This window comes from Lysinibacillus sp. CNPSo 3705 (genome assembly GCF_028674935.1).
Classification (GTDB): Bacteria; Bacillota; Bacilli; order Bacillales_A; family Planococcaceae; genus Lysinibacillus.
Genome location: NZ_JAQZSD010000018.1, coordinates 55,509 through 79,575, shown reverse-complemented (window position 1 = coordinate 79,575; position 24,067 = coordinate 55,509). Strand labels below are relative to the sequence as shown.

Genomic DNA, 24,067 nt, shown 5'->3' with positions numbered 1-24,067 from the left:
TATTCAGAAAGTCATTAAGGTTACCTTTTGAATTTTTGTATTCAACTATATTGTGTTAAGAGAACACCTAGCGCAAAGTTAGGACAAGGAAGTAGTACTACATATTCACGCATTTCTTAGCAATTATTTGTAACCTGGTAAGAGTTCATACTACGTTCATCTAATTTAGTAAAATCAATATATTCTCTAAGAAACCTCGCACTATCTGAGCATAGATTAGAAATTGATGAGTTTTAGAGCAAAAGTATAGTGTCATTTTAAAGGAGCTTTTGATGTAAAAATCAAAATTTTGTGATAAATTAGACGCAACATAATAGGATGAAAACTTTTAAGGAATCGTTAAGATTGTTCTGTAGAGTTTTCCTTCCTTTTGAAGATAGTATATAAGACTAGTTAATGAGTCAATAAAATAGAAAGGAGCCTTATTCATATTTGAAAAACTCAACTAAAAATGAAAAAAAATTAGTTATTTCTATGCTTTTAATTACAGGTCTTGTTACCTGCATGATTGGTTGTTCAGAAGATACAACCAATCATGCAGAATCAACTATGGAAGGAATTGTAGCGAAAAACCTAAGCAGGGTTAAAGTGCTTTTACTTTCGTTTTGCCAATCGCTCTTGAAGCGTTTGTTTTGTTACTTGACCGTTGTGTTACAAGCGCCATACGGTCTTTTTCTTACCCCTATTATAACACATCACTTTTATTTTCAAGAATTTATACCCCTATACCTATCTACGTACGCAAGAACACAAAAAAAGCTTTGATGAAATTTACACAAGCATCATATAACTGAAGATTTTCCTTTTAAGAATTTTTACTATCTTTTTCAATAATATCTAACTGTAAATCATCTTTTGAATAACCATTAATAATTTCCATTATATTAAAAATGGTGTTGTAAGTTGTTTCGTACAATAATGCTTCGATATTTTCACAACTGCATTTGCATTTACTAAGCAAACTGAACTTTATCTTCTTGAATCTTATGTATTGTCCTAAAAAACATTTCTTTGACTAGGATTTTATTTTCTCAATAATACTCCATTTCTCATTATTTATGTCATACTAAATATTTTATTTTTTCTCAGTTCTTACTTTAGCACCAACGATGTAAAATAGTCAGCCAAGACTTTTTGATTTATTCTTGCCTGGATCAGTTTCTAGAAATTTATTTTTCTGCCATTTTCATTTTTAAAAATCGACTGAGTTAGGTATTTCATTTTTTGTTTCCCCCTTTACTTCTACTAAACCGTGTATGACTGATGAAATTCAATCGCATATTTTAGGCATCCTCATATTACCAGTTTCTGTCTTGTGCGATAACTATAATTAAAAATAGGTTAACATAAAGACAAAGCAATAAAAACGAATTATTGTCTAACAACCCCGAAAATTTGGTAACAATTTTGCATTGGCGTAACTGTGCTGCCGCTTCGCTTTCGGACAGATAATGTGACCGGATATTGAATTATGCCCGCACAATTCAATATCCTTAAATATTCGTTACATTGGTAAATCGTTTTTATATAGAAAATCCCTAATCATTAGAAATATCCTTTCATTTCCAATGATTCATAATTACTACAGAAGACTTATGACTATTTACATCGTTGCCACATTTTGGGTTATATGATAATCTACAAAAGTATTTTCCATTATTAAGGGGAGGGTTAGTTATGTTACGTACTGGTATTATTTTTTTAATTTTAGGGTTAGGGGCATTCATACTGCCGCAATTCGGTATTCAATTCAAACTATTTACCGTTTTTGGCAAAATTTTTGGCGGAGGCGAAACCTTTGTAGAAATTGCTTTTGCAGGTATCGGCGCTGTCCTAGTAGGCATTCATTTATTTAAAGGAAATAAGGACAAGTCGTCCGCAGCGTAAGAACACAGATTTGGGAGGAAGCTATTTTTGAAATCGTTTATTGCAAAACTATTAAAATCAGTAACTGTTATGACACTTATTTTGATGGCGTGTACGGTTCCCGCATACGCCGAAGAGGAGCTGAATTGGGTAGAAGGTGGACAGAAAGTCGATGTGGGAACCAATTTAGCGGAACTTCAATTAGGTAGCGATTTTATTTTTCTTGATGCCGAAAATACGAAAAAGTACATAACGCAGAGCGGAATGGAACTGAACGGGGAAGAAATCGGTGTGGTTTTCCCAAAGGATGAAAAACAGAATTGGGCTGTTTATTTCGAATATACAAAATCTGGACATATAAAAGATGACGAAAAAAAAGATATCGATGCTGACGCCTTGCTGGAAAGCTACAAAGAAGGCACGAAAGAAATGAATAAAGAATTAAGTCCTGAAAATCAGTTATTCGTTGACAAATGGGATGTTCCTCCGTTCTACGACAACGACTTACACAGTTTGTCATGGTCTTTATTGGCACATGATAATCAAAACAACGGCGTTATTAACTACAATGTTAGACTTCTATCGCGTGAAGGCTATATCTCGGCGATACTCGTCTCAGATCCGGAGAATTTGAAGAAGGATCGTATAGTGTTTAACAACAAAATCCTGTCGCAGTTTAACCTAAAGAAAGGACAACGGTATGAGGATTTTGACAGCAAGACCGATAAGGTAGCTGAATTCGGCTTGACTGGATTAATTCTTGGAGGCGCGGGTCTAGCGGTTGCCAAAAAAGTGGGCTTTTTTGCTATAATTCTCCCACTATTGAAGAAATTTTGGATCGTGCTTGTGCTGGCTGTAGGCGCGATTTGGGCCTTTATTCGCAAAAAACTAGGATTGAAGAATGAGCAGTCAGAGCAGCAACCGACACAATTGGAGCAACAGGAACAGTCGGAACAACCGGCACAAGACCAGGCAAGTGAACGCAGCAAGGTTAATTCACATGAGTAATAACTACTAAGGAATGGTTAATGCCTTGTTCCAAAAATAAGAATAATAAAAGCCCCTCCTAGCACGATAACTGAGTGCTTAGGAGGGGCTTTTTATCAATGGTTTTATATCCATACAACAGTTATAACATTGTTTTTCCAGCTAAAAAATTGCTGATAGAAATGCAAGTATCGCTGTTGGGACCCCGAACATCGCTGATTAAAGTATAAGAATCGCTAATAGAACCCTGAACATCGCTGATTAAATTGCAAGTATCGCTGATAGAACCTCGAACATCGCTGATTAAAGTTCAAGTATCGCTGATTGAACCCTGAACATCGCTGATTAAAGTATAAGAATCGCTAATAGAACCTTGAACATCGCTGATTAAAGTGCAAAAATCGCTGATAGAACCCTGAACATCGCTGATTAAAGCGGAAGTATCGCTGATTGAACCTCGAACATCGCTGATTAAAGTGCAAGAATCGCTTATAGAACCCTGAACATCGCTGATAAGAGTATAAGAATCGCTGATTGAACCTCGAACATCGCTGATTAAAGTTCAAGTATCGCTGATTGAACCTCGAACATCGCTGATTAAAGTTCAAGTATCGCTGATTGAACCCTGAACATCGCTGATAAAAGTATAAGTATCGCTGATAGAACCACGAACATCGCTGATTAAAGTGGAAGAATGGCTTATTGCCAAGATGCACTAAGCTGCATGGCTATTTCTATTTCAAATCCTTTTTTAAACACACTAAAAACTCAATCATGCCATCTTCTATTTTGGCTGTTGCACTTCCACCTAATTTTTCTGCTAGCAGCCTGACAATAGATAACCCTAGTCCAGTATTTTTACGTCTGGAATTGTCTGTTGTATAAAATCGATCAAAGAGCTGGTTAGGATTTAGTTGACTATTTTCATCAATCGGATTTTGAAAACAGATATATGCATGTTCTTCTTCTAACCACATCTTGATCGTTACATCCCCTTGCGCATGCATGATACTATTTCGTACTAAGTTTTGTACAATGCGTAAAAGCATTTCTTCATCAGAGTGAATAATGAGCGGCTCAAAATTTGGTAAGTTGACGGCTATTCCTTTTTGTTCAAATTGTACAAAGGCACCAGCAATCTCTTCAAATACTATGTTTGAAATATTAATACGATCTTTTTTGGGCTTATCTTCATTACTATGCAAATAGGAATATTCGAAAAATGTTGCTAATAATTGCTCTAGTCTTCCAACATGTTTTTGTGCGATTTCAAGCTTTGCAAGCTGCTTTTCTGTTAAGGGTTCTTTTAAAAGCATTTGTTGATAGCCCTTTATCGCAGTGAGTGGCGTACGAAAATCATGCGAAATGTTTGAAATCATTTCCTTATAGTATTTTTCTTCCCGCTTAATATACGACCTTGATTTTTGTGATTCTATTAATATGCGATTTATATTTGCCACTAGTTGATTTATTTCTTTGTTTAATAGCTCTACGCTAATTGGCTGTGTATATTGCTCATGTAGACGTTGTGACAATTGAATGTTCATCAATTGTAGTTGCCTTTGTATATAAAAAATATAAAATAGTAATCCTACAATGATTACAATTGCCACAATCCACATCCCCTACCATCTCCTTACTTGATTTCTACTTTTCTAAATGTCATGAATGTTACATATAAAATGACTACTATAAATACGACACAAATGGAGACGGCCGAAATTAAATCACCTTTACTCATGCTTACATTAATCGCAAGATACTCCGCTGAATAGGGTGTGAAGGACAATACTTTATCTACCATCTTAAATGAATCCTGAAAACTAGCAACTTGCCCAAAGAACATGGACATCATGTAATACGCAGCTACTACAAGCACCGATTTTCTGAAGGCAAACGCCAGTAAAATACAAGTCGTTAACTGCGCAAGATAGACTATTGTCATAGTGCTCATTATTGTTACGTAATCGGCAAAGCTGCCACTAGTAGTCGCCGTTAGAATGCTTAAAAAACCTGCTGCTTTCCCGCCCATACTAAACGTGCTGTCCATGGATAAACCAATTATTGTCACGATGATATAAGGGCTTACAAGAACAATAAGTAAGATCCAAAAAACAATCGCTTTACTTATGACTATTTGGATTCTTGCAAAGCCGCTTATAATCGGATGATGGATATTTTTTGTATCAAAATCTGAACAAATAAGTGTAGTGGCAAGTACTGCTCCTACTATTGACATCGTATTCATATCAGATAGTAAAAAACCAACGTTGCTGATGCTTTCATTTATTGAGTTATTGCCTATACCATAAGCAATACTAAACATTGCTGTTGCAGAACATGTTGTAAGAGCCAGTAAGACCCAAAATATTTTGGATTTAGTTGTTTTATAGAGGTAAGCACGTACTAAATTAAACATGGCGCTCACCTCCAATTAACGTAAGGAAGTAGTTCTCTAATGTGTCTCCTTGTAGACTAAATTCCGTAAGTGTTATCCCATTTTCAAATAAGGCGGTTGATACGTCCCCAAGATTCTCTAAGAAATCATACAATTTAATCGTTTTATTTGGCATGACTTGAAAATTTTGTGTTTTAAGAATTGTTTCTAATACATGTGCACATTGTTCGGGAGCTGTACAACCAATGCGAATATAATGTCTACATTCTTCGTCGAGCTGTTGTTGCGTCATTTGTTTCATAATTTTCCCTTTATGAATAATGATATAATCAGTTGTTGTTTGATAAAGTTCTGGTAAATTATGACTCGAAATTAAAATCGTCATCTGTCGCTCTTCACAAAGACGTGTTAAAAGCTGACGAATTTCAACAACACCTATAGGATCTAACCCATTCACTGGCTCATCTAAAATCAATAGCTCTGGATTAGTTAATAACGCAATAGCAATGCCTAAACGTTGTTTCATGCCGAGTGAAAAATGCTTAGCTTTCTTATTGTTTGTACTCGTCAATCCAACCAATTGCAGTATTTCATCTTCTAGCTCCTCATTCGGAATCCCCCGCATTAAACGATGATATTTAAGGTTTCCTTTTGCGGTCATATCAGGGCTAATCGCTGGTTGTTCAATCATACTGGCAATCCTTTTTCGTTGCTGCTGTATTTCCTTGTCAGATGATTTCCCAAATAACTCAAATGAACCTTCTGTTTGAAAACTAATCCCTGAAACAATCTTCATTAAGGTTGTTTTTCCCGCACCGTTTTCACCAATAAGCCCATAAATACGTCCTTCTTTTAATTCGATTGATACGTCGTGAAGTACTGTATGCTTTTTATATGTTTTCGTTAATTGATTTGTTTTTAATATGGTTTCTCCCATATTAAGCACCTCCCTTTCATATTCATAGATTACTCATGAAAGGTATAGATAAAGTAAAGATGACGTATAGATTACGGATGATTTATGGACGTAAACGATAGCCAAGACCACGAAGCGTCTCGATATAATCTGCTTGTGGATTTTTTGTCTTCAATTTATGTCGAAGATTACTAATATGAATTTTAATAATATGTTCATCTCCTAAATATTCTTCTTGCCAAATGGATTCGTATAAATTTGCTTTCGTGAATACTTTTTCTTGATTTGCCATAAACAATTCTAGCAGTAAATATTCCTTTGCAGTTAGTAAGACCTCCTCACCACCCACTGTAACCCGCTTAGCGACATCATCCAGCACTATATCCTTGTATTGCAGCTGCTTCATTGGTGTAGCTTTTTTAACACGACGTAATATCGATTCAATACGAGCGAGAACCTCACCAAGATCAAAAGGTTTCGTAATATAATCGTCCGCTCCTAAACGAAGCAAATCAATTTTTGTTGACACTAAATCTTTTGCTGAAATCATAACAACAGGTACATCCGAAATAGCGCGAATTTCTTTTAATAATTCATCACCACTTTTATAGGGAAGCATAATATCAAGAAGCACAATATCAAATTCATTTTGTAGAAATGCTCGATGTCCTTCTATTCCATCCATCACACTTGTTACCTGATAATCTGCCTGCTCAAACAATTCTGTTAACATTGCATTTACATCTTCATGATCCTCAACCATTAAAATTCTCAATACAACCACACCTTTAATAAATTATGACTCGGCATAATTGCGTCCAGAATCGGCTTTGCGCTTAGGCCTACAAATAGTTTTTGCGCGAAAGCGTAGTGTCAGCAGCAGGACCCTTTTCCATCCGTCGTTCTGCCCGGACTTTCCGTCGTTCTGCTCGGGTCTTCCGTCGCTTCGCCTTTTCTTTCCCTCATTCTGCTCGGGACTACAGTCGCCTTCTTTCCCATCCGTCGCTCTGCTCGGGTCTTCCGTCGCTTCGCCTTTTCCTTCCGTCGTTCTGCCCGGGCCTTCCGTCGCTTCGTCTTTTCTTTCCGTCGTTCTGCTCGGGCCTTCCGTCGCCTTCTTTTCCATCCGTCGCTTCGCCTTTTCCATCCGTCGTTCTGTTCGAGCATTCCGTCGCCTTCTTTTCCTTCCGTCGTTCTGCTCGGGCCTTCCGTCGCTTCTTCTGTTCTTTCCGTCGTTTTGCGCGGACTTTCCGTCGCCTTCTTTTCCTTCCGTCGTTCTGCTCGGGTCTTCCGTCGCTTCGCCTTTTCTTTCCGTCGCTTCGCCTTTTCCTTCCGTCGTTATGCTCGGAACTTCCGTCGCTTCGCTTTTTCTTTCCGTCTCTTCTCCTTTTCGATTCCTGACATCCGCCAATGGCTTTACCTTCTTTGTAGAAAAAAGTTAAAATATTCCTATTAATATTATATGGGAATTCATGTTAATAAACATTAAATAATTTTATTAACTATCACCCTATTGTTCTTACTGATGCATATGAACTGTAATACTTAGCTACGATAAATGAAGTTCTTCTGTGGCTACTCGAAAATTACAAGTTTTAGCGGCAGCTACAAAAGACTGTATCCATTTATAATCCAAACGCTTACCTCTTTCAATCGTTTATGCCTAGGCATAATTGCGTCCGTATGTTTAAGCGGATATTTGAACACCCGCTGAAAGATTAATCTTTTTAATCAACTTCATTAACTATATTTAATTTACTAAATTATCCGACAATAATAAACTAAAATTAGCTCGTTTACTTTTAACAAAGGGGGAAAATCGTATGTTAGCTAAATTAAGTAAGCAATTCCGTACTTTTGCCAAAAATGAATGTGAAAATTCAAGTCCACTATATGAATATTTAGCCAATAAGATTGCCGATGATGATGAAATATTAACAGTTGCCGCATTTATCCCTAAAGGACAACCTGTACCTAATTTATTATTAGCTGGCGTTCAGTATTTACTATCATCAACCAAAGACGATTTAGTTAATTTTTATCCATCCTTAACGACAACACCAAAGCCAATAAATGAAGTGTATCCTGTTTTTAAAGCGTTCGTCTTATCCCATTTAGATGAATTAAAGACTTTATTTCAAGAAAAACTAGTTCAGACTAATGAGATTCGCCGTTGTACTTACCTTTATCCGATGATGACAGAAATTTATGAACGCCATCAAAAACCTTTAGCCTTAATAGAAATCGGGGCAAGTGCAGGACTTCAACTTGGGATGGATCAATATAATTACTGCTATAATCAACAGCTTCATATAAACCATTCAAACAGCGCTTTCGTTTTGTCCTCAGAAAATCGCGGAGAACCGCTTCCAGCTTCCATTACAAATGCTCCTGTTGTTTGTAAACGTATTGGGATCGATTTAAATCCGATTGATATTCATAATGAGGAAGAGCTTCGATGGCTCCAAGCATTAATTTGGCCTGAGCATCAAGAACGTAGACTTTTATTACATCAAGCACTCCCTATTTTAAAAGAACTTGATTTAGAACTGATAAAAGGAGATGCTTTCAAACTGATAAAAGAAATTAGTAGAGATGTTAATCAAGATGCGCAATTAGTTGTTTATCATACGCATGTGGCCAATCAAATCCCAATGGAGTTACGCCTTGAACTAATTGAACAATTAAAAGAGATCAGCATGGAACGCCCTCTCTATCATTGTTATAACAATTTATTTGATATACAACTGCATCAAGATTTTATGGATCAAGGTGAAATAGAATCTATCCGAATAATGGAACGCCCTGATGGTCATGCTCGATGGTTCAAGTGGGCCAACCAAAAATAAAAGTTGCCACGAAAAAACGCTACATGAGATTTTTCTCTCATGCAACGTCATGTTGATTAAAAACTATTAAATCAATGAAATTAAGTTTTCTCGGTAAAACGAGGGGGTGATTTCCGTTCCGGCTGGGCAAAAACATTTGTTGCTGCCGCTTCGCTTTCGCACAGAAAAAACATTTGTTGCTGCCGCTTCGCTTTCGCACAGAAAAAACATTTGTTGCTGCCGCTTCGCTTTCTCTACAGAAAACATTTGCCGCTGACACTTCGCTTTTTTGCAGAGCAGAGCTTCCTAGGGGCGTCCGATGAGCCGCTTCGCTCCGCTGTAGGGTCTCGGGCCAACAGATGTTTTTTGCGCGAAAGCGTGAGTGCAACGTAGCGACAGCAGCAAGATGTTGGTCACGAAGGCGTTATCACAGGATGTGATGCTTTTAGCCTTCGTTCCTCTATTGCTGATCCCCAAGGAGTCGCCCAGCCTACACTCCAATCAACCGCTTTATTAAGCAAGTATCTTATAGTATATCACTTCTATTTTTTTGCAGTATATTTTCTAATTGCTGGTAAAATATCGTTCCCGATAATTTCAATATTTTTCATTAATTTATCGAATGGCACACCGCCAAAATCAATTTGTGCCATAAATCGTTGCATACCATAGAGCTCGTATTGATACAGTAATTTTTCAATAATTTGCTCCGTACTTCCGACCATTAAGGCATCTTTTGTATTCGGTGCTTCCGCAAATTGTTGCTTTGGATAACCTGCGCCGCGAATTGCTTGGAATCCACCATTTAAATGGGGATACATCCCTTGTAGTGCGTCTTCCGTCGTATGTGCAACGTGGAATAGGCTTGTTGTAGCAATCGGTAACTCTTTCGGATCAAAGCCATTTCTCTCGGCTGCCTCCCTGTAGGCATCAACTGATGGCTTAAAGTTAACAGCGGGACCACCTAATGTCGTTAGCATCATCGGAATGCCCATATAGCCTGCTTTAATGGCACTTGCAGGTGGTCCACCAACAGCTCGCCAAATTGGTAACGACCCATTTTTAGGTTGTGGCAAAATTTGTGCATTGTGAAGAGGTGCACGGAATTGTCCTTCCCAAGTGACCAGCTCGTTGTCATTTATTTTTTTCAGTAACGCTAATTTTTCTTCAAAAATTTCTTCATAATCCTTTAAATCCACGCCTAGTAATTGATATGCTCCAACACGAGAGCCACGCCCTGCAACTATTTCTGCACGTCCATCTGAAATTAGATCAATCGTTGCAAAATCTTCATATACGCGTACAGGATCAGAGACACTAAGGACTGTTGCAGAGCTTGCTAATTTAATTTTTGATGTAGCGTGTGCAATTGCTCCTAAAACAACTGTGTGTGCCTGTGTCGTAAAGTACGATTGATGACTTTCGCCAACAGCAAAGACATCAATACCCGCTTGTTCTGCAAGCTGACTTGCTTCAATTAGCTCTTGGATTCGTTGTTGAGCTGAAATACGTTCACCGGTTAATGGATTTGGAATATGATCCCCTAATGAATATAGGCCAAATTCGATGCCTTTCGATTGATCAATACGGTATTTATCCATGATGAATATCTCTCCTTAATCTAGCGGCTCTAAAATAGCTTCGATTTCTGCACGTCTTTCTTCTAAAAATGGTGGAAGATCAAGTTCTTTGCCAAGATCCTCTATTGCCGAATCAACTGTAAATCCTGGGCCATCTGTTGCCATTTCAAATAAAATGCCATTACGATCTCTAAAATAAAGACTTTGGAAATAATAACGATCCACAATGCCAGTACTATCAAAGCCCTGCTCCTTAATTTTGAGATCCCACTGTTGCAATTCCTCCACTGTTCCAACACGTAGTGCAAGATGGTGAATACTACCACGTCCAGGTTTCTCACTTGGCCCTTCTAATTCTTGAACGACGATTTCTCCAAGCACTTCACCAGGAATCGATTGCAATACTGCTTCTTTTTCACTTTCTGTTACAACTGTGTAATTAAATAGCTCTTTTAATAAGCTTACTGTCCGTTGCAAGTAACGAACTGTCATTTCAACTGTACCCATCCCTAAAATACGATGTTCTGCAGGGATATCAGAGCCGTCCCATGGTTGCCAATGAGCTGGTGTTTCATGACCATGATTGTTTAACAGCACCATTCTTAACCCTTCATGATCCTCAAAAAACAATGCATCTTTCCCTGCATAAGTTGTTATTTCACTATGCTCAATCTTTAACTTTTGAAAACGATTTTTCCAATATTGCAGACTGTCATAGCTTGGCACTAGTAATCCAATACGTGTAATGGCATTTGTTCCGCGCACTGTCCGACCTGCTACTGGCATTTCAAAAAATGTTAATTCTGTACCTGGTGCTCCAGTTAAGTCTCCATAAAACAAGTGATACATGGAAGGCGAATCTTGGTTTACTGATTTCTTTACACGACGTAAGCCGAGAAGTTTTGTGTAAAAATCATTATTACGTTTACCGTTTTTTGTTAGCATTGATATATGATGATGTCCACTTAATTTGTTCATGAATGTTTCCTCCTTGTTTTCACTTGACTAAGCAAGTGATAGTGTAAAAAAATCACGCTGGTGGTAATTTTTTATTACGACTATGCTTCTCTATTTTCGACATTAGTGTATTTAAAGTTTTCAGTTCTTCTTCTGTTAATACTTCTTCAAAAAATGAAGATTGAAATTGTAGCTGACTTGGTGTTGCCATATCAATCATCTGCTCGCCTTTAGCTGTTAGTGAGATTGTTTTGGTCTTCCAATTTTGCTTGCGTTCAATAAGTCCATCTTTTTCAAGACGAGCAAGCATCCTAGACATACCACCTTGCGTCACTATCACTTTCTCTGCTAATTGGGATTGCGTTAACGGTGCATATGTCTTAATTTGGATTAGGACATCAAATTGTGCAGTCGTTAAACCAAAGCGCTTTAAAAACTCATTGGATAGCTGATTACTTTGATTTGTAAAGCGCATCATCCGAATCCACGTCACTGTTCCGAGCGTATGTTTTCGCATCGCTTCCTCCCCCTCTCATTTGTCACTTTACCACGCAAGTGATGTACAAGCAAGAAAAATATCTCGAATTCAAAATATTTTTCAGTGTGAAGCTCACACTATATAATGCCATGCGTCGTAATTGGATATAAGTTTCCTTTAAAGGCAAAGGAAATTCTCCCTGTTTCTTCAGACACTATCATGACAAGCGCATCACTTACTTCACTTAACCCTAATGCTGCTCGATGCCTTGTGCCTAATTTCTTTTCCCCCGTATATCTCTCTGACAGTGGCAGTACATTTGCTGCTGATTTAATTAGATTTTGGCTTATTAAAACGGCGCCATCATGAAGTGGATTTCCAGGGAAAAAAATAGATTCTAATAAGGAATGCGTTACTTCTGCACCAATATGAATACCAGGCTGTATAAAAGATGATACTGAATCTTCTCGTTCAATAACAATTAGTCCGCCGTGTCTTCTTTTAGACATATTTTGTACGCTATGCGAAAGCTCAGGATATTTTTCAGTAAACGGCGAAAGATAGCAATTCAAATAAAACGTAGCAGCCTTCATTTCAATCGTTACAAATTTCTCTTTTATTTTTTCAAAATTCCCAAGAAGACAGTTTGTATCCGTATCCATAGCTTCTACACTTTGCTGTAATGAGTGTATGACCTGCAAAAGCTCTTCCTTTAATGTTTGTTTCATTGGTGAAAAATCGCAATTTGTTGGATCCATAAAAAACACCCCGCTTTTCAAATTTAACATGAAAAAACTTGTATTTTTAGTTTCTCTCTATGTAATTATTTTATTCGCCTTGAATTCAACATACACACTACATAAGTTGTAGATTAATCCATCCTTTTCACGCCAAGTGAAGCGTAATAAAGAAGCAGGTAACAGTATGGCTGTTTTCTTTCAAGTTAAAAAGCGTATTCAAATTGTAATTGAATACGCACACTAATCTTCTACTGATAAATTTTTTTATAATCTTTATTTATAGAGATAATGGATGTAAATCCGTTTTTCCGTATTAGTACTACTTGGATTCTCTCATAACATCGCAATTCCTTGCCACAATTTTCCAGAGGATAATGAGCCACACTTTTTTCACAAATATCGTAAATTAAACGGTATTCTTATTTTTTCCCAAATAATTGTGGGGGCCATTTTCTAAATTGGAGGATTTAGAGTTTTGACTTCTACTATCAGTAATAACTTTAACAATATGACAATAAAGACTTCAAAAAAAAAACACGTGTATCCATTAGATAAACTAAAGAATACACGTGTTGTTATTGCTTACATTTGTCCAGAACGAATTTTCTTGACGATACTAAATGTTGTGTAGGCAGCGGCCGGTGCAAGCACTACAATAAAAATAAGCCAAACCGTTAAGTTGTCCGTCGCTTTTAATGTGTCATAATTGGAGATAACAAACATAATTAGTCCAAATAATAATAAATAGCTCAGCACATTGGGAAAAATAACGATTAAACGCAATAGTGCTGGTGGCATCTTTTGCTGATTCATATAAAACCACTCCCCTTTAATCAATTATACAAAAATTAACTATTAATCGCATTATAATTCTTCTATATTCCAAATTTCCATTCTAACTATTACTAACTTGAAAGGCAGAGACTACTTAATTATATGGTCTGTTTTCTTAAATTACCTACTAATAGAGAATGACGTATTAGTTTCGCTAGTTTGCATGCTAATTCCACTCGTTGAAAATTATCTCAACTTAATTTTCAGGTATATATTTGTTACTTCCAGGGAGTTTCTTAATTTTATGCCAAGCTTCAATTGCTGCTGCACGACTTTTCCCTTTATTTTTTGAATCAGAGAAAAAGTCACGAATGAATTGATTGTATTCAAACTGAGGTGGAATTTTTTTCTGGTGTGATGGGTCTTTTTTGCGTTTTTCTTCTTCATACCAAGCGTCCACAACATCACGATACGTTTTTCCAATATTGTTTTTAATGTAGTTTTGGATATAGGTAGAAAAATGAAACTTTGGAATTACCTTCTTGAAAAATGCTCTCACATCTTGACTACAACGATGATTTTCCGTAATGACTGTATCAAGACTTAATTCACTAGCTTTTGAATTTCTTTGTGGTTTTTTTATCTTTCCTGTCCGAAGAAAAGTTTCAATTCTATCAGAAATCTCAATCTTAGAGCCCGACGCGCTTATGCCATTATCTCTACAAAATAATTGCAATTCTTCTTTTAACCAATAAAAATTCAAAAAATCTTGACTACTAATTTCTTTTGTAAGAATAGGTCTCATGCATAACACTCCTTATATGTACACATCCATATTATAGAACATTTGCTCGTAAATGTAAGCAAATTTTTATTAAAAAGAGCAACAAACATTACGAAAACAGCCAATTGTAAAAACATAGAGCCTTGCTACAGTTTATTGTAGTAAGGCTCTTAAAATGTTCTTTGAATGCTTAATCATTATGCTTGTTGTTTAAACTTATTTTTAGCTGGCACAAATAGAGTTAACACAAATGCGATGATCACTAAGATTGTCATGAAATAATAGGCATCACTTGAACCTAAAATTGAAGCAAGTGTACGAATACCTTCAGCCGTAGCATTTGGTGTTTCTACTAGCAATGTTTTCGCATGGTTTGTCGTTTGTGCTGTGAAAATTGTAATAACGACAGCAGATCCAATTGCGCCTGCGATTTGACGTAATGTATTATTCACTGCTGTACCATGTGTAACAAGTTTCTTCGGTAAGGCATTTAAACCAGCTGTATTTAATGGCATTGTGATAAAACTTAACCCTATACGTAGGAAAATAGTACGTATCATGATAAAGCTATAGGTTGTTGTTGCTGATAAATCCGTTACAACCCACATTGACGGAATGACAAAAATCAAACCGATAATAAATAACGGCTTTGCTCCAAAGCGGTCATACATTTTTCCTGTCACTGGAGACATAAAGGCATTTACAAGTGCACCCGGTAATAATAATAAACCAGCATCTAAAGCTGTAAACCCTCTTCCGTTTTGTAAATATATTGGTAATAAAATCATATCCGCATACATCATCATTGTAACAATAATGTTGATGATAGACGTGAGTGTAAATAATTTATTGTTAAAAACGGATAAGTTAAGAAGTGGATCAGATGATTTCATTTGACGAAGACAAAACATTGCCGTAGTCAGTATCCCTACAAGTATAGTACTTATTACAACTTTATCATCCCAGCCATGGCTTCCTGCATTACTAAAACCATACAAAATAAGACCAAAGCCAATTGTTGATAAAATAACACTGATACCATCTAACTTTTCCTTTGAGGTTTCTGAAACATTCATTAAATATTTCATTGCCATAAATAAAATAATCACGACAAATGGAATGATGCCGATAAATAACCAACGCTGTTGAGAAGCGTTTCATTAAGTATGCTGTAATAGGGACTAGCACCCCGTTTACTAACATAAAACCAGTAGCTAACCACTGAACGGTTGTCGCAGAAACAGAAAATACGTCCATTAAATTACTTAATGCAACGTTTAACAGCGTTTGATTTAGTGTAGATAAAAAACACCCAAAAATTAAAACTGTTAATAGCACTTTTTTATTGATCGATTCCGACATGACATTCTTCCTCTTTCTACTTGTTTTATTAACACTATGTCAATAAAATAGATAATAACACGTTTATTTTTTGATTCCTATTTACAATTTTTTAAGAACTGTCAATTAAACAACAAAGTTAAAAATACTATTCATTAAATTTGTATTTAATAGATAAAGGAGAATTAAATTGACCACACACAAAAAGCAAGACCCACGAGCTATTCGCTCTAAACGGGTATTTAAAGAAGCTGTCGTAGATATATTAATCGAAAACCCAGATATTTCGAAACTTACAGTACAAAAAATAGCCCAACGTGCAGAGCTAAATCGAGCAACATTTTATTTACATTTTATAGATATTAATGATTTATTAAAGCAAGTAGTTTACGATATGTTCGACGACTTGTTGTCGGAGATCTCTCCTTCTTTACAAATTGATAATTTAAATAATCAAGAACAATTAATTACATTTTTAGATTACTTTTATAAGCACAGAAAAATTTTAGCTGTTTTATTTGAGCACCCTGGTTTCATTAAAAAAATGCATAGGACATTAAAGGATTTGATTGTCATCCAACGTAAAAGTGAAGGAGCTAATACAACTCTATCTATGGATATTCTCGCATCCTCAATACTTGGCATTATCATGTGGTGGCTCAGAAACGGGGTTCACTTTAGCTCCGAATATATAGCAAGTCAAATTATCGAATTATATCGTTAATTAGTCGTACTAATAAATGGCTGAATTTAAAATATTGGGTGTATTTCGCTATGAAAACTTTTTTGCTGACGCTTCGCTTTCACACAGAAATACATGCGCTGAATAACGATAAAAGTACCCTTTAAATGAAACGTCATCTAAAGGGTACTTTCGGTTTTTGCTTAAGTTAATTTGTTGTTATTCCAAGAGAATACAGATTGATCGGATGTCAGGATGGTTTGTGGGAAAACCTCCTGTGCATCTGCTAAAAATTTTGGTAAATCATGTGGTAAAAAGCGAGCACTTAAATGGTTTAGCAATAAATAGTTCGCTCCTGCCTGTTGTGCCACCTTGGCTGCTTCGACATTTGTAGAGTGTCCGTAGTTCGCTGCTAAATCTGTCGTAGTACCATCAAAGGTCGCTTCATGAATCACAATATCTGCTCCATTAGCTAATGAAACAGCCTCTGGACAGTATTTAGTATCTCCTAAAATAGTAAGCGTAAAGCCTTTTTTAGATGGGGCGACAACATCTTTCGCATATACAACGGTGCCATCCGCTAGCTCAATATCTTTCCCTGCTTTTAATTGTCCTAGCAAAGGACCTTTTGGCACACCAAGAGCCTGTGCTTTTTCCATTAATAGTTCGCCAGGCAAATCCTTCTGCTCAATACGGTAGCCATAGCATGGAACTACATGTCGCAATTCATTTGCACTTACTGTAAAATGTTCATCTTCATAAATAATACCTTCATGAACTTCCACAAATTGTAATGAATATGTTAAATGCGTCTTTGACAAGGCTAAAGTTTGCTCAATCCATTGCTGCAAACCTTGTGGGCCAAATATCGTTAATGGCTCATCCCCGCCTTGAAATGAACGAGAGCTTAAAAAGCCAGGTAATCCAAAAATATGGTCACCGTGTAAATGTGTAATAAATATTTTCGTTACTTTACGTGGCTTTAATGATGTATGCAAAATTTGATGTTGGGTCGCCTCCCCACAATCAAAAAGCCACATTTCCCCCACTTCATCCAATAGCTTTACCATTAGGGCACTTGTATTTCGTTCCTTTGAAGGCATTCCTGCGCCTGTTCCTAAAAAATGTAGTTGCACATATGCCACCTCACTTCTATTTCTATATCGCTTTATTGTACCCTATCGCTTCCAATAAAAAAAACCTTTGGTCACTAGTTTTGTCCAAAGGTTTCATAATTATTTCGGCTCCCATGATACGAGTGCTGCATGGAAATCATGACGATAATAATAACGCCCGTTCTTTTTCTCCATAAACGGCAAGATCGATTCTTCAACATGCTCTCTATTAAAAGTGTTATTTATTATTTTTTTACTTTGTGTTGTGATAAGCTGCTCATAGCTTTCATATTCATACACTCGTTCTAAAGGAATGATTTTGCACTCTGCATAAATATCCATTTCATAGAGCAAATTTAAAAATTCTATATAATCTCTTCGTGGAAATTTAATATCGTAGCCATACTTTTCGTATAAAATTTCATAGTGAGGTTGAATCGGCCCTGTTGTCATGCCAATAATTGCACGCTTTTTAGCTAGACGATTCATATGGTAAAGTGCTGATTTGATTTCATACATACGATAAAAGCAATTAACACCTATGACTATATCGTGCGCATCTATTTCATCTTCAGCAAGGTTCTCCCATTTTGCATGAATATAGGAAACGTGTTGCTTATCCTCCATGCAATTTTTTAAATAACTAAGAATACTTTCTGAGCTATCTACACATGTTAGCTTTCGCACATGATCAGCTAGTGGAAACGTATAATTCCCCCAACCTGGACCAATTTCCAATACCGAGTCCTCAGATTGAACACTTTTTTTAATTTCTTGAAAAATTTTTGCAGCATAAGGGTCAGTTTGTCCGGCCTTTTTACGTGCGATTGACTGCGCCCAAAACTGCTCCTCTAATTGATCATTGACCATTCTTTCTGGCATTTGACCATGCCAGTCCTTCATACCTTCCTGCCATAACGCCTCATAATTAATAGCTAATGGTCCTTTTCTTGTCATACAGGTACCTCTATATCCATAATTTCGTATACTTTTTTCATATCGAGATTAGCACGCACATGCTTTGCAAGCATATTGTAAGCGTCCTCTCTACGTTCTGCGTCACTTTTCACATCACTTGCTAAAGCAGTGAGCCCCTTTTTCATGCGAATGTCATTGACAAGCTGTCGTGTAAAAGTGCGATTATGGAATAAACCATGGAAATATGTTCCGATCACTTGCTCATCAGCACTTACTGCACCATCTTCTCGCCCATCTGCAAGCTGTAAAAATGGGGATGCTTCCTCACGTAAAATTTTCGTACGTCCAAGATGAATTTCATAGCCAGTAAACGTATCCTGGCCTCTTGTTCCTGTCATTTGCACTGTTTTTTTATCACCGACAAAAACCGTTTCCATCGGTAATAATTCTAGACCTCGCGCTGAATCCCCATTACCTTCTACTGCATCTGGGTCAAGTAATGTTTCACCGAGCATTTGGAAGCCACCGCAAATGCCAATAATCTTTGTCCCCCGTGCGCGTAAATTTGCTATCGCATGATCGAAGCCTTGTTCCTTTAGCCACGCTAAATCATCGATTGTACTTTTTGTTCCAGGTAGTATAAGTAAGTCGGGCGTACCAAGCTCATTGACATTGCCAATTAAACGCACACCAACCTCTGGCTCGTCAAAAAATGGATCAACATCCGTAAAATTTGAAATGCGCGGCAGTCGAATCATTGCCACATCCACGCCAAACTCTCCTTGCTTTGGCTTTTTAAAGCGCAATGAAGATAATGCTAGCGAGTCTTCAGCCTCAATATTGACATCTACATATGGTATTACGCCAAGGACAGGTATCCCCGTTTCACGTTCTACCCATTCAATGCCATCATCGAGTAATTCTCGTAGCCCTCTAAATTTATTTATAATCAGCCCTTTCACACGTGCACGTTCTGCATCGTCCAGTAATGCGAGTGTGCCAATGATCGATGCAAATACGCCACCTCGATCGATATCAGCCACTAGCACAACCGCTGCATCTGCTAGATGAGCCATGCGCATATTTGCTATATCACGGTCTTTCAAATTAATTTCTGCAGGGCTACCCGCACCTTCAAGGACAATGACATCATATGTATTTTGTAAAGTTCGTACTGATTTTTCAACGATCGGCATCGCTTCTTGGACGAATTGATTGCGATAGCTTTTGGCGTCCATATTTAAAAAATGCTTGCCATGAACAATTACTTCCGATACCATATCCTGCTTTGGTTTTAGCAATATAGGATTCATATCCGTAGTTGCGACAACTCGTGCTGCCTCTGCTTGTACACCCTGTGCCCGGCCAATTTCTCCGCCGTCTTGAGTTACGAACGAATTAAGGGCCATATTTTGTGATTTAAACGGTACTACCTTTAGCCCATCATCAGAGAAAATACGGCATAGCGCAGTACAAATCATACTTTTCCCTACATCAGATGCCGTCCCTTGAACCATGATAGATTTTGCTGGCATAGTCTTTTCCCTCCTTTTTTATAGTTGAAGCAGGGGAGCAAGTCAGGGTCCTTGCGCGTGTGTTTTTCTTGCTTTCGTGTATATTTACTTCAAAGCGAGAATATTCTGATACGTTCTGCGAGCATTTTCACAAACGTGCGAAGATCACCTTGATACCGGGGATCAGCTTGCTTCCGGTATTCTCCCCCGTTCTGTGGGTATTTCCGCCGAAGCGCGAGTATTGCCACGTTCCACAGGTATTCTCACAAAAGTGAGAATCTCTAATTAGAATTCAAGACCTTTTACAGCTGGAATGCCTTCATCATAATAATGCTTTGTCGCATCGATTGTTGATACTAAATCGGCCATTGCAATTAGCGCTGGATTCGCGCTACGTCCTGTTACGACTAAATGCATTGTAGATGGACGCTGCTGAATGGCTTCAATGACTTCGGCTAATGGGAGCACATCATCGATTGGAAATTTTGTAATAGCCAGCGCATTGTTGAGCTCGTCTAATACGAGTACATCGATATTGTCGTCTTGCAAGGCAGCCTTTGTTTTTTCCCATGCTTTTGCTAATGCAGCACGATGCTCGTCTGGTGTTTTTGTCCAAGTGAAGCCGATTCCCAATTGCTCCATTTCTACGCCAAGCTTACGAAGAGCAATTTGCTCTCCGTATGTACGCTCTGGTGATTTAATAAATTGCATATAGCGTACATTCAGGCCTCGACCAACTGCTCGCAATGTGACACCAAGAGAAGCAGTTGTTTTGCCTTTCCCTTCACCCGTGTACACTAAAAACAAGCCTTTTCTAGCCATTTTTCATGCCTCCCTTAAAGCCATGTTGTTTTTTCTTCAAATGAGGTACGTTTCTTGTCTTTAAGCTCCTGTTCTTCTGGGTAGCCAATAAAGATCGTTCCTACTACCTTTTGTGATTCACTCGCGCCAATGAATGCATGCATTCGTGGATCATGAACAAGTCCTACACCACGTGTACGCCATACAAAACCTAGCCCAAGCTCTTCTGCAGCAAGCCACATAGACATAATAGCACTACATACGGCAAAAACATTATCTGCTGTCGCATCAGCATCGTCCTCTACAATATCTGCTGTCACAACAATGGCCACAGGCGTTGTTTGAACAACTTTTAACGAGCTTTCTACTAAATTTGGTTTTGTTGGGAATCGCTCTTGCAAATAGGCATTCGCCATTTCCTCGTAGCGTTTCATCGCATCATCTTGAATAACATAAAAATGCCAAGGCTCACGCATACGGTCATTTGGAGCATAAGTTGCAGCTTGTAAAATTTTCTCGATCTTTTCTTTTTCAACAGGCTGTGTCGTGTAATTGCGAATCGCACGACGATTTTTTAATGCCTCGATTACTGTCATGATGTAATTCCTCCTTATGCTTAAATACGTTTTTATGTAAAGGCTAGTCCCTGTTCCTCAAACCATTGAATTTTCTCGCGTACATTGACGACTTCACCAACGACAATCATGGAAGGATTATGATAGCCTTCTCGTTCAATAATGCTAGCTATTTCATCAAGCTGACCTGTGATGGTACGCTGTTGCTCTGTTGTTCCCCATTCAATAACGGCGACTGGAGTAGTTGCCTTGCGACCATTTTCGATGAGCTTTCTAGAAATATAAGCAATATTACCAACACTCATATAAAAGGCAACTGTATCGATGCCTGTTGCAAGTGCGGGCCAATTTAAAAAGTCCTGTCCTTTTTCCTCACGACCATGACCTGTTACAAGCGCAAAACTTGTCGCAAAATCTCGGTGTGTTACAGGGATGCCAGCATATGCTGGGGCAGCAATTCCAGCTGTAATACCTGGTACAATTTCATAAGCAATACCATGATTTTTTAAAATTTCCGCTTCTTCTGCACCACGACCAAAAACAAATGGATCGCCACCTTTTAAACGTGTGACAATCTTGCCTTCATGCGCTTTTTCGACAAGTAATGTATGAATCTCATCTTGAATGAAGTGATGCTTCCCAGGTAATTTACCACAGTACACAAGCTCTGCATCTTTTTTGGCAAACTCTAGTAATTTTGGATTCACAAGACGGTCATATGCAATGACATCAGCCTTTTGAATACATTCGAGCCCGTACACTGTAATGAGCTTTGGATCTCCTGGTCCAGCTCCAACTAAATACACTATTCCGTCTTTCATTGCGCTTCTCCCATCAGTATTTGTTGTAAAAATGCTTCACGTCTCTCAATCTCTCCATTACGTGTCCATTCTAGTAGGCTCGGTTCAAGTAATGATTGTAAAGCGTTGCGCCTTTGTGGGCCCTTGTCAAACTGAGCCGCAATCATTAAACGTGCCTGCTGTAAGAAGCATACATAGTCGTCATAAACCTCATCAAATTGCTCTTCGAGGTCAGCTTTTATTTTACGCGCTAATGCAGGACTAGCACCTGACGTTGAAACTGTTAACACTAAAGGACCTCGGCGCACTGTTGCTGGGGTTATAAAGTCGCTTTCAGCCTGTGCATCTGCGCGGTTGATGAGCTGCCAATGTTGTGCCGCTTCTTGTACAGCCTCATTTACTGACGTATCATTTGTAGCCGCAATGATGAGTGTTGCATCATCTAAATCACGCGCTTCAAATTCTTTTTCACGCCACGTAATTTGCCCTAACTCGGCAAGAGGCAGTAATGATTCATCTAGAGTTGGACTAACAACGACAATATTAGCTTTAGCTGGAAGCAGTGAAGCTATCTTCTGTGTTGCAACATGTCCCCCTCCAACAATTACTACAGTTTTATATTCAATATTGATGTGAATAGGAAAATAATTAGTCATGATTTTTCACCTTCTTACAAGCTGTTAACCAATTGTCAACAAGCTTTGGGTTCGATACGAAATGAAAATGCGTATAGCCAGCTACTAAATTTCCAACTTGGTAGCCCTCTTGTTTGTTACCAAAACGCCCCTTCGTTTCATAGGCCGGCGTATTATGCGAGCCACTATATTTTGAATAGTGGAATTCATGCCCCTTTGCTTCTTCATCCGTCCCAATTAGAAAATTATTTGGTGTGCCAAAAATTTCACGGTAGCCGAGAGCCGCTAGCTTCGCTTGCATCGCTACTTCTCCTGGAATAACACCAACCATATCATAACGGTCACCATTGCTATTCGTAATAGCCTCCGTCAAATACATGAAGCCACCACACTCAGCTAATGTTGGTAAACCTTTGGCAACTGCTTCACGAATAGACTTTTTGGCAACCGAATTGTCCGCCAAAATTTTTGCAAATTCCTCTGGGAACCCCCCACCGACATACAATCCGTCTGCTTCAGCTGGAACAGGCTCATTTGCAAGTGGTGAGAAAAATTGCAGCTCAGCTCCTTTTGCACGTAGTAGATCCAAATTCTCTTTATAATAGAAGTTAAAAGCTGCATCCTTTGCTACGGCAATGCAAATATTTTGCGAAGGTTGTTCATCAAAAATTTGCCCTGATTCATGTAGAACAGGAGCCTTTGTTAATGCAAGCAATTGATCTAAATCAATGGTCTCAGCCATTAGAGCGCCTAGCTTATCAAAAAATGTATCTAGTTCCCCTCGTTCGATGGCAGGGACTAGTCCTAAATGACGACTAGGAATATCAATCCCTTCCTCACGCTTTAAATAGCCGATGACAGGAATACCACATTCCTGCTCAATAGCAGCCTTCGCTATTTCATAATGACCGACACTTCCTACTTGGTTAGCAATGACACCAACGATATTCGGTTGGTCCGACAACAATTGAAAGCCTTTCACAACTGCCGCTACACTTCGTGCCATACTTGCACAATTGACAATTAAAATAACGGGACTCTCTGTGACGACACTAATGTCTGCTGCAGAGCCAGCATTTGATAGTGGACTTTTGCCATCATAAAAGCCCATGACCCCTTCAATAATGGAAACATCAGCATCTTTACTTGCGCGCGCGACAATATCTCGCACTGCTTCATGTGAAAACATCCAACTATCGATATTGCGTGATACTCGTCCTGTAACAGCGGTATGATAAGTAGGGTCAATATAATCGGGACCACATTTAAAGCCTTGCACAATTTTGCCCTTTTCTTGTAACGCTTTCATTAGTCCAATGGTAAAGGTTGTTTTACCAACTCCACTACCAGTACCAGCAAGTACAAAGCGATTCGTTTGCAT

At 38.0% G+C, this 24,067-nt stretch carries 24 protein-coding genes and 1 pseudogene; 5 read left to right on the top strand and 20 right to left on the bottom strand.

Annotated features, from left to right (window positions below):
* Positions 1 to 432 precede the first annotated feature (432 nt).
* The 3 genes from PVA17_RS10165 (at position 433) to PVA17_RS10155 (ending at position 2,874) form a co-directional block, all read left to right on the top strand.
* Positions 433 to 765, top strand: a complete 333-nt coding sequence (locus tag PVA17_RS10165; RefSeq protein WP_274067620.1) for a hypothetical protein — start codon at positions 433 to 435, stop codon at positions 763 to 765.
* Between the two features lie 912 nt (positions 766 to 1,677).
* Positions 1,678 to 1,887, top strand: coding sequence for a hypothetical protein (locus tag PVA17_RS10160; protein ID WP_248716291.1), 210 nt, complete (start codon positions 1,678 to 1,680; stop codon positions 1,885 to 1,887).
* 27 nt (positions 1,888 to 1,914) lie between these two features.
* Complete coding sequence (locus tag PVA17_RS10155; protein WP_274067619.1) at positions 1,915 to 2,874, top strand: DUF2167 domain-containing protein; 960 nt, start codon at positions 1,915 to 1,917, stop codon at positions 2,872 to 2,874.
* A gap of 713 nt (positions 2,875 to 3,587) precedes the next feature.
* On the opposite strand, the gene PVA17_RS10150 is transcribed toward PVA17_RS10155, so the two are convergent.
* From PVA17_RS10150 to PVA17_RS10130, 5 genes are all read right to left on the bottom strand, one after another.
* Complete coding sequence (locus PVA17_RS10150; RefSeq protein ID WP_274067618.1) at positions 3,588 to 4,466, bottom strand: sensor histidine kinase; 879 nt, start codon at positions 4,464 to 4,466, stop codon at positions 3,588 to 3,590.
* A 23-nt stretch (positions 4,467 to 4,489) separates the two neighbouring features.
* Positions 4,490 to 5,272 (bottom strand): hypothetical protein, encoded by a 783-nt coding sequence (locus PVA17_RS10145; protein WP_274067617.1) that lies wholly within the window; start codon positions 5,270 to 5,272, stop codon positions 4,490 to 4,492.
* Positions 5,265 to 6,188: an ABC transporter ATP-binding protein gene (locus PVA17_RS10140; protein WP_132359933.1), complete on the bottom strand. Its 924-nt coding sequence runs from the start codon at positions 6,186 to 6,188 to the stop codon at positions 5,265 to 5,267. Before PVA17_RS10140 ends, PVA17_RS10145 begins: the two co-directional genes overlap by 8 nt.
* A gap of 82 nt (positions 6,189 to 6,270) precedes the next feature.
* The gene (locus tag PVA17_RS10135) at positions 6,271 to 6,942 is read right to left on the bottom strand and encodes a response regulator transcription factor (protein WP_402932196.1); all 672 of its coding nucleotides are present in this window, start codon (positions 6,940 to 6,942) and stop codon (positions 6,271 to 6,273) included.
* Between the two features lie 21 nt (positions 6,943 to 6,963).
* Positions 6,964 to 7,575: a hypothetical protein gene (locus PVA17_RS10130; protein ID WP_274067615.1), complete on the bottom strand. Its 612-nt coding sequence runs from the start codon at positions 7,573 to 7,575 to the stop codon at positions 6,964 to 6,966.
* A gap of 412 nt (positions 7,576 to 7,987) precedes the next feature.
* On the opposite strand from PVA17_RS10130, the gene PVA17_RS10125 reads away from it, so the two are divergent.
* Complete coding sequence (locus tag PVA17_RS10125) at positions 7,988 to 9,013, top strand: DUF2332 domain-containing protein (RefSeq protein ID WP_274067614.1); 1,026 nt, start codon at positions 7,988 to 7,990, stop codon at positions 9,011 to 9,013.
* 521 nt (positions 9,014 to 9,534) lie between these two features.
* Here PVA17_RS10125 and PVA17_RS10120 read toward each other — a convergent pair.
* The 7 genes and pseudogenes from PVA17_RS10120 to PVA17_RS10090 form a co-directional block, all read right to left on the bottom strand.
* Positions 9,535 to 10,593 (bottom strand): LLM class flavin-dependent oxidoreductase, encoded by a 1,059-nt coding sequence (locus PVA17_RS10120; protein WP_274067613.1) that lies wholly within the window; start codon positions 10,591 to 10,593, stop codon positions 9,535 to 9,537.
* 15 nt (positions 10,594 to 10,608) lie between these two features.
* Positions 10,609 to 11,550: a ring-cleaving dioxygenase gene (locus PVA17_RS10115; RefSeq protein ID WP_132359941.1), complete on the bottom strand. Its 942-nt coding sequence runs from the start codon at positions 11,548 to 11,550 to the stop codon at positions 10,609 to 10,611.
* Positions 11,551 to 11,602: 52 nt separating this feature from the next.
* Complete coding sequence (locus tag PVA17_RS10110; protein ID WP_274067612.1) at positions 11,603 to 12,046, bottom strand: MarR family winged helix-turn-helix transcriptional regulator; 444 nt, start codon at positions 12,044 to 12,046, stop codon at positions 11,603 to 11,605.
* 98 nt (positions 12,047 to 12,144) lie between these two features.
* Positions 12,145 to 12,765 (bottom strand): sporulation-specific diadenylate cyclase CdaS, encoded by a 621-nt coding sequence (gene cdaS, locus PVA17_RS10105; RefSeq protein ID WP_274067611.1) that lies wholly within the window; start codon positions 12,763 to 12,765, stop codon positions 12,145 to 12,147.
* Between the two features lie 564 nt (positions 12,766 to 13,329).
* Positions 13,330 to 13,560: an acyl-phosphate glycerol 3-phosphate acyltransferase gene (locus PVA17_RS10100; protein WP_132359946.1), complete on the bottom strand. Its 231-nt coding sequence runs from the start codon at positions 13,558 to 13,560 to the stop codon at positions 13,330 to 13,332.
* 217 nt (positions 13,561 to 13,777) lie between these two features.
* Positions 13,778 to 14,326, bottom strand: a complete 549-nt coding sequence (locus PVA17_RS10095; RefSeq protein ID WP_274067610.1) for a DUF6434 domain-containing protein — start codon at positions 14,324 to 14,326, stop codon at positions 13,778 to 13,780.
* Between the two features lie 176 nt (positions 14,327 to 14,502).
* Positions 14,503 to 15,667, bottom strand: a pseudogene (locus tag PVA17_RS10090) (MFS transporter).
* 169 nt (positions 15,668 to 15,836) lie between these two features.
* On the opposite strand from PVA17_RS10090, the gene PVA17_RS10085 reads away from it, so the two are divergent.
* Positions 15,837 to 16,370, top strand: a complete 534-nt coding sequence (locus PVA17_RS10085; protein WP_132359952.1) for a TetR/AcrR family transcriptional regulator — start codon at positions 15,837 to 15,839, stop codon at positions 16,368 to 16,370.
* Between the two features lie 161 nt (positions 16,371 to 16,531).
* Here the strand turns inward: PVA17_RS10085 and rnz are convergent, their stop codons facing one another.
* The 8 genes from rnz to PVA17_RS10045 form a co-directional block, all read right to left on the bottom strand.
* Positions 16,532 to 17,464, bottom strand: coding sequence for a ribonuclease Z (gene rnz, locus PVA17_RS10080; RefSeq protein ID WP_132359954.1), 933 nt, complete (start codon positions 17,462 to 17,464; stop codon positions 16,532 to 16,534).
* Between the two features lie 99 nt (positions 17,465 to 17,563).
* Positions 17,564 to 18,400 (bottom strand): class I SAM-dependent methyltransferase, encoded by an 837-nt coding sequence (locus PVA17_RS10075; protein ID WP_132359956.1) that lies wholly within the window; start codon positions 18,398 to 18,400, stop codon positions 17,564 to 17,566.
* Positions 18,397 to 19,896, bottom strand: coding sequence for a cobyric acid synthase (locus PVA17_RS10070; RefSeq protein WP_274067609.1), 1,500 nt, complete (start codon positions 19,894 to 19,896; stop codon positions 18,397 to 18,399). Before PVA17_RS10070 ends, PVA17_RS10075 begins: the two co-directional genes overlap by 4 nt.
* A 264-nt stretch (positions 19,897 to 20,160) precedes the next feature.
* Positions 20,161 to 20,697 carry a cob(I)yrinic acid a,c-diamide adenosyltransferase gene (locus PVA17_RS10065; protein ID WP_274067608.1) on the bottom strand — a complete coding sequence of 179 codons (537 nt, stop codon included), beginning with the start codon at positions 20,695 to 20,697 and terminating at the stop codon, positions 20,161 to 20,163.
* Between the two features lie 14 nt (positions 20,698 to 20,711).
* A complete protein-coding gene (locus tag PVA17_RS10060; RefSeq protein WP_132359962.1) occupies positions 20,712 to 21,272 on the bottom strand; it encodes a nitroreductase family protein in 561 nt (186 codons plus the stop codon).
* Positions 21,273 to 21,304: 32 nt separating this feature from the next.
* Positions 21,305 to 22,072: a uroporphyrinogen-III C-methyltransferase gene (gene cobA / locus PVA17_RS10055; RefSeq protein WP_274067607.1), complete on the bottom strand. Its 768-nt coding sequence runs from the start codon at positions 22,070 to 22,072 to the stop codon at positions 21,305 to 21,307.
* Complete coding sequence (locus PVA17_RS10050) at positions 22,069 to 22,707, bottom strand: precorrin-2 dehydrogenase/sirohydrochlorin ferrochelatase family protein (protein ID WP_132359966.1); 639 nt, start codon at positions 22,705 to 22,707, stop codon at positions 22,069 to 22,071. The genes cobA and PVA17_RS10050 overlap by 4 nt, the downstream gene beginning before the upstream one ends.
* Positions 22,700 to 24,067, bottom strand: coding sequence for a cobyrinic acid a,c-diamide synthase CobB (locus tag PVA17_RS10045; RefSeq protein WP_274067606.1), 1,368 nt, complete (start codon positions 24,065 to 24,067; stop codon positions 22,700 to 22,702). The genes PVA17_RS10050 and PVA17_RS10045 overlap by 8 nt, the downstream gene beginning before the upstream one ends.

Excerpts from the sequence above, each read along its gene's own strand:
- PVA17_RS10160 (WP_248716291.1), top strand. The coding sequence starts at position 1,678 with ATGTTACGTACTGGTATTATTTTTTTAATTTTAGGGTTAGGGGCATTC.
- PVA17_RS10145 (WP_274067617.1), bottom strand. The coding sequence starts at position 5,272 with ATGTTTAATTTAGTACGTGCTTACCTCTATAAAACAACTAAATCCAAA.
- PVA17_RS10140 (WP_132359933.1), bottom strand. The coding sequence starts at position 6,188 with ATGGGAGAAACCATATTAAAAACAAATCAATTAACGAAAACATATAAA.
- PVA17_RS10125 (WP_274067614.1), top strand. The coding sequence starts at position 7,988 with ATGTTAGCTAAATTAAGTAAGCAATTCCGTACTTTTGCCAAAAATGAA.
- PVA17_RS10120 (WP_274067613.1), bottom strand. The coding sequence starts at position 10,593 with ATGGATAAATACCGTATTGATCAATCGAAAGGCATCGAATTTGGCCTA.
- PVA17_RS10115 (WP_132359941.1), bottom strand. The coding sequence starts at position 11,550 with ATGAACAAATTAAGTGGACATCATCATATATCAATGCTAACAAAAAAC.
- PVA17_RS10110 (WP_274067612.1), bottom strand. The coding sequence starts at position 12,046 with ATGCGAAAACATACGCTCGGAACAGTGACGTGGATTCGGATGATGCGC.
- cdaS (WP_274067611.1), bottom strand. The coding sequence starts at position 12,765 with ATGGATCCAACAAATTGCGATTTTTCACCAATGAAACAAACATTAAAG.
- PVA17_RS10100 (WP_132359946.1), bottom strand. The coding sequence starts at position 13,560 with ATGAATCAGCAAAAGATGCCACCAGCACTATTGCGTTTAATCGTTATT.
- PVA17_RS10095 (WP_274067610.1), bottom strand. The coding sequence starts at position 14,326 with ATGAGACCTATTCTTACAAAAGAAATTAGTAGTCAAGATTTTTTGAAT.
- PVA17_RS10075 (WP_132359956.1), bottom strand. The coding sequence starts at position 18,400 with ATGACAAGAAAAGGACCATTAGCTATTAATTATGAGGCGTTATGGCAG.
- PVA17_RS10070 (WP_274067609.1), bottom strand. The coding sequence starts at position 19,896 with ATGCCAGCAAAATCTATCATGGTTCAAGGGACGGCATCTGATGTAGGG.
- PVA17_RS10065 (WP_274067608.1), bottom strand. The coding sequence starts at position 20,697 with ATGGCTAGAAAAGGCTTGTTTTTAGTGTACACGGGTGAAGGGAAAGGC.
- PVA17_RS10060 (WP_132359962.1), bottom strand. The coding sequence starts at position 21,272 with ATGACAGTAATCGAGGCATTAAAAAATCGTCGTGCGATTCGCAATTAC.
- cobA (WP_274067607.1), bottom strand. The coding sequence starts at position 22,072 with ATGAAAGACGGAATAGTGTATTTAGTTGGAGCTGGACCAGGAGATCCA.
- PVA17_RS10050 (WP_132359966.1), bottom strand. The coding sequence starts at position 22,707 with ATGACTAATTATTTTCCTATTCACATCAATATTGAATATAAAACTGTA.
- PVA17_RS10045 (WP_274067606.1), bottom strand. The coding sequence starts at position 24,067 with ATGCAAACGAATCGCTTTGTACTTGCTGGTACTGGTAGTGGAGTTGGT.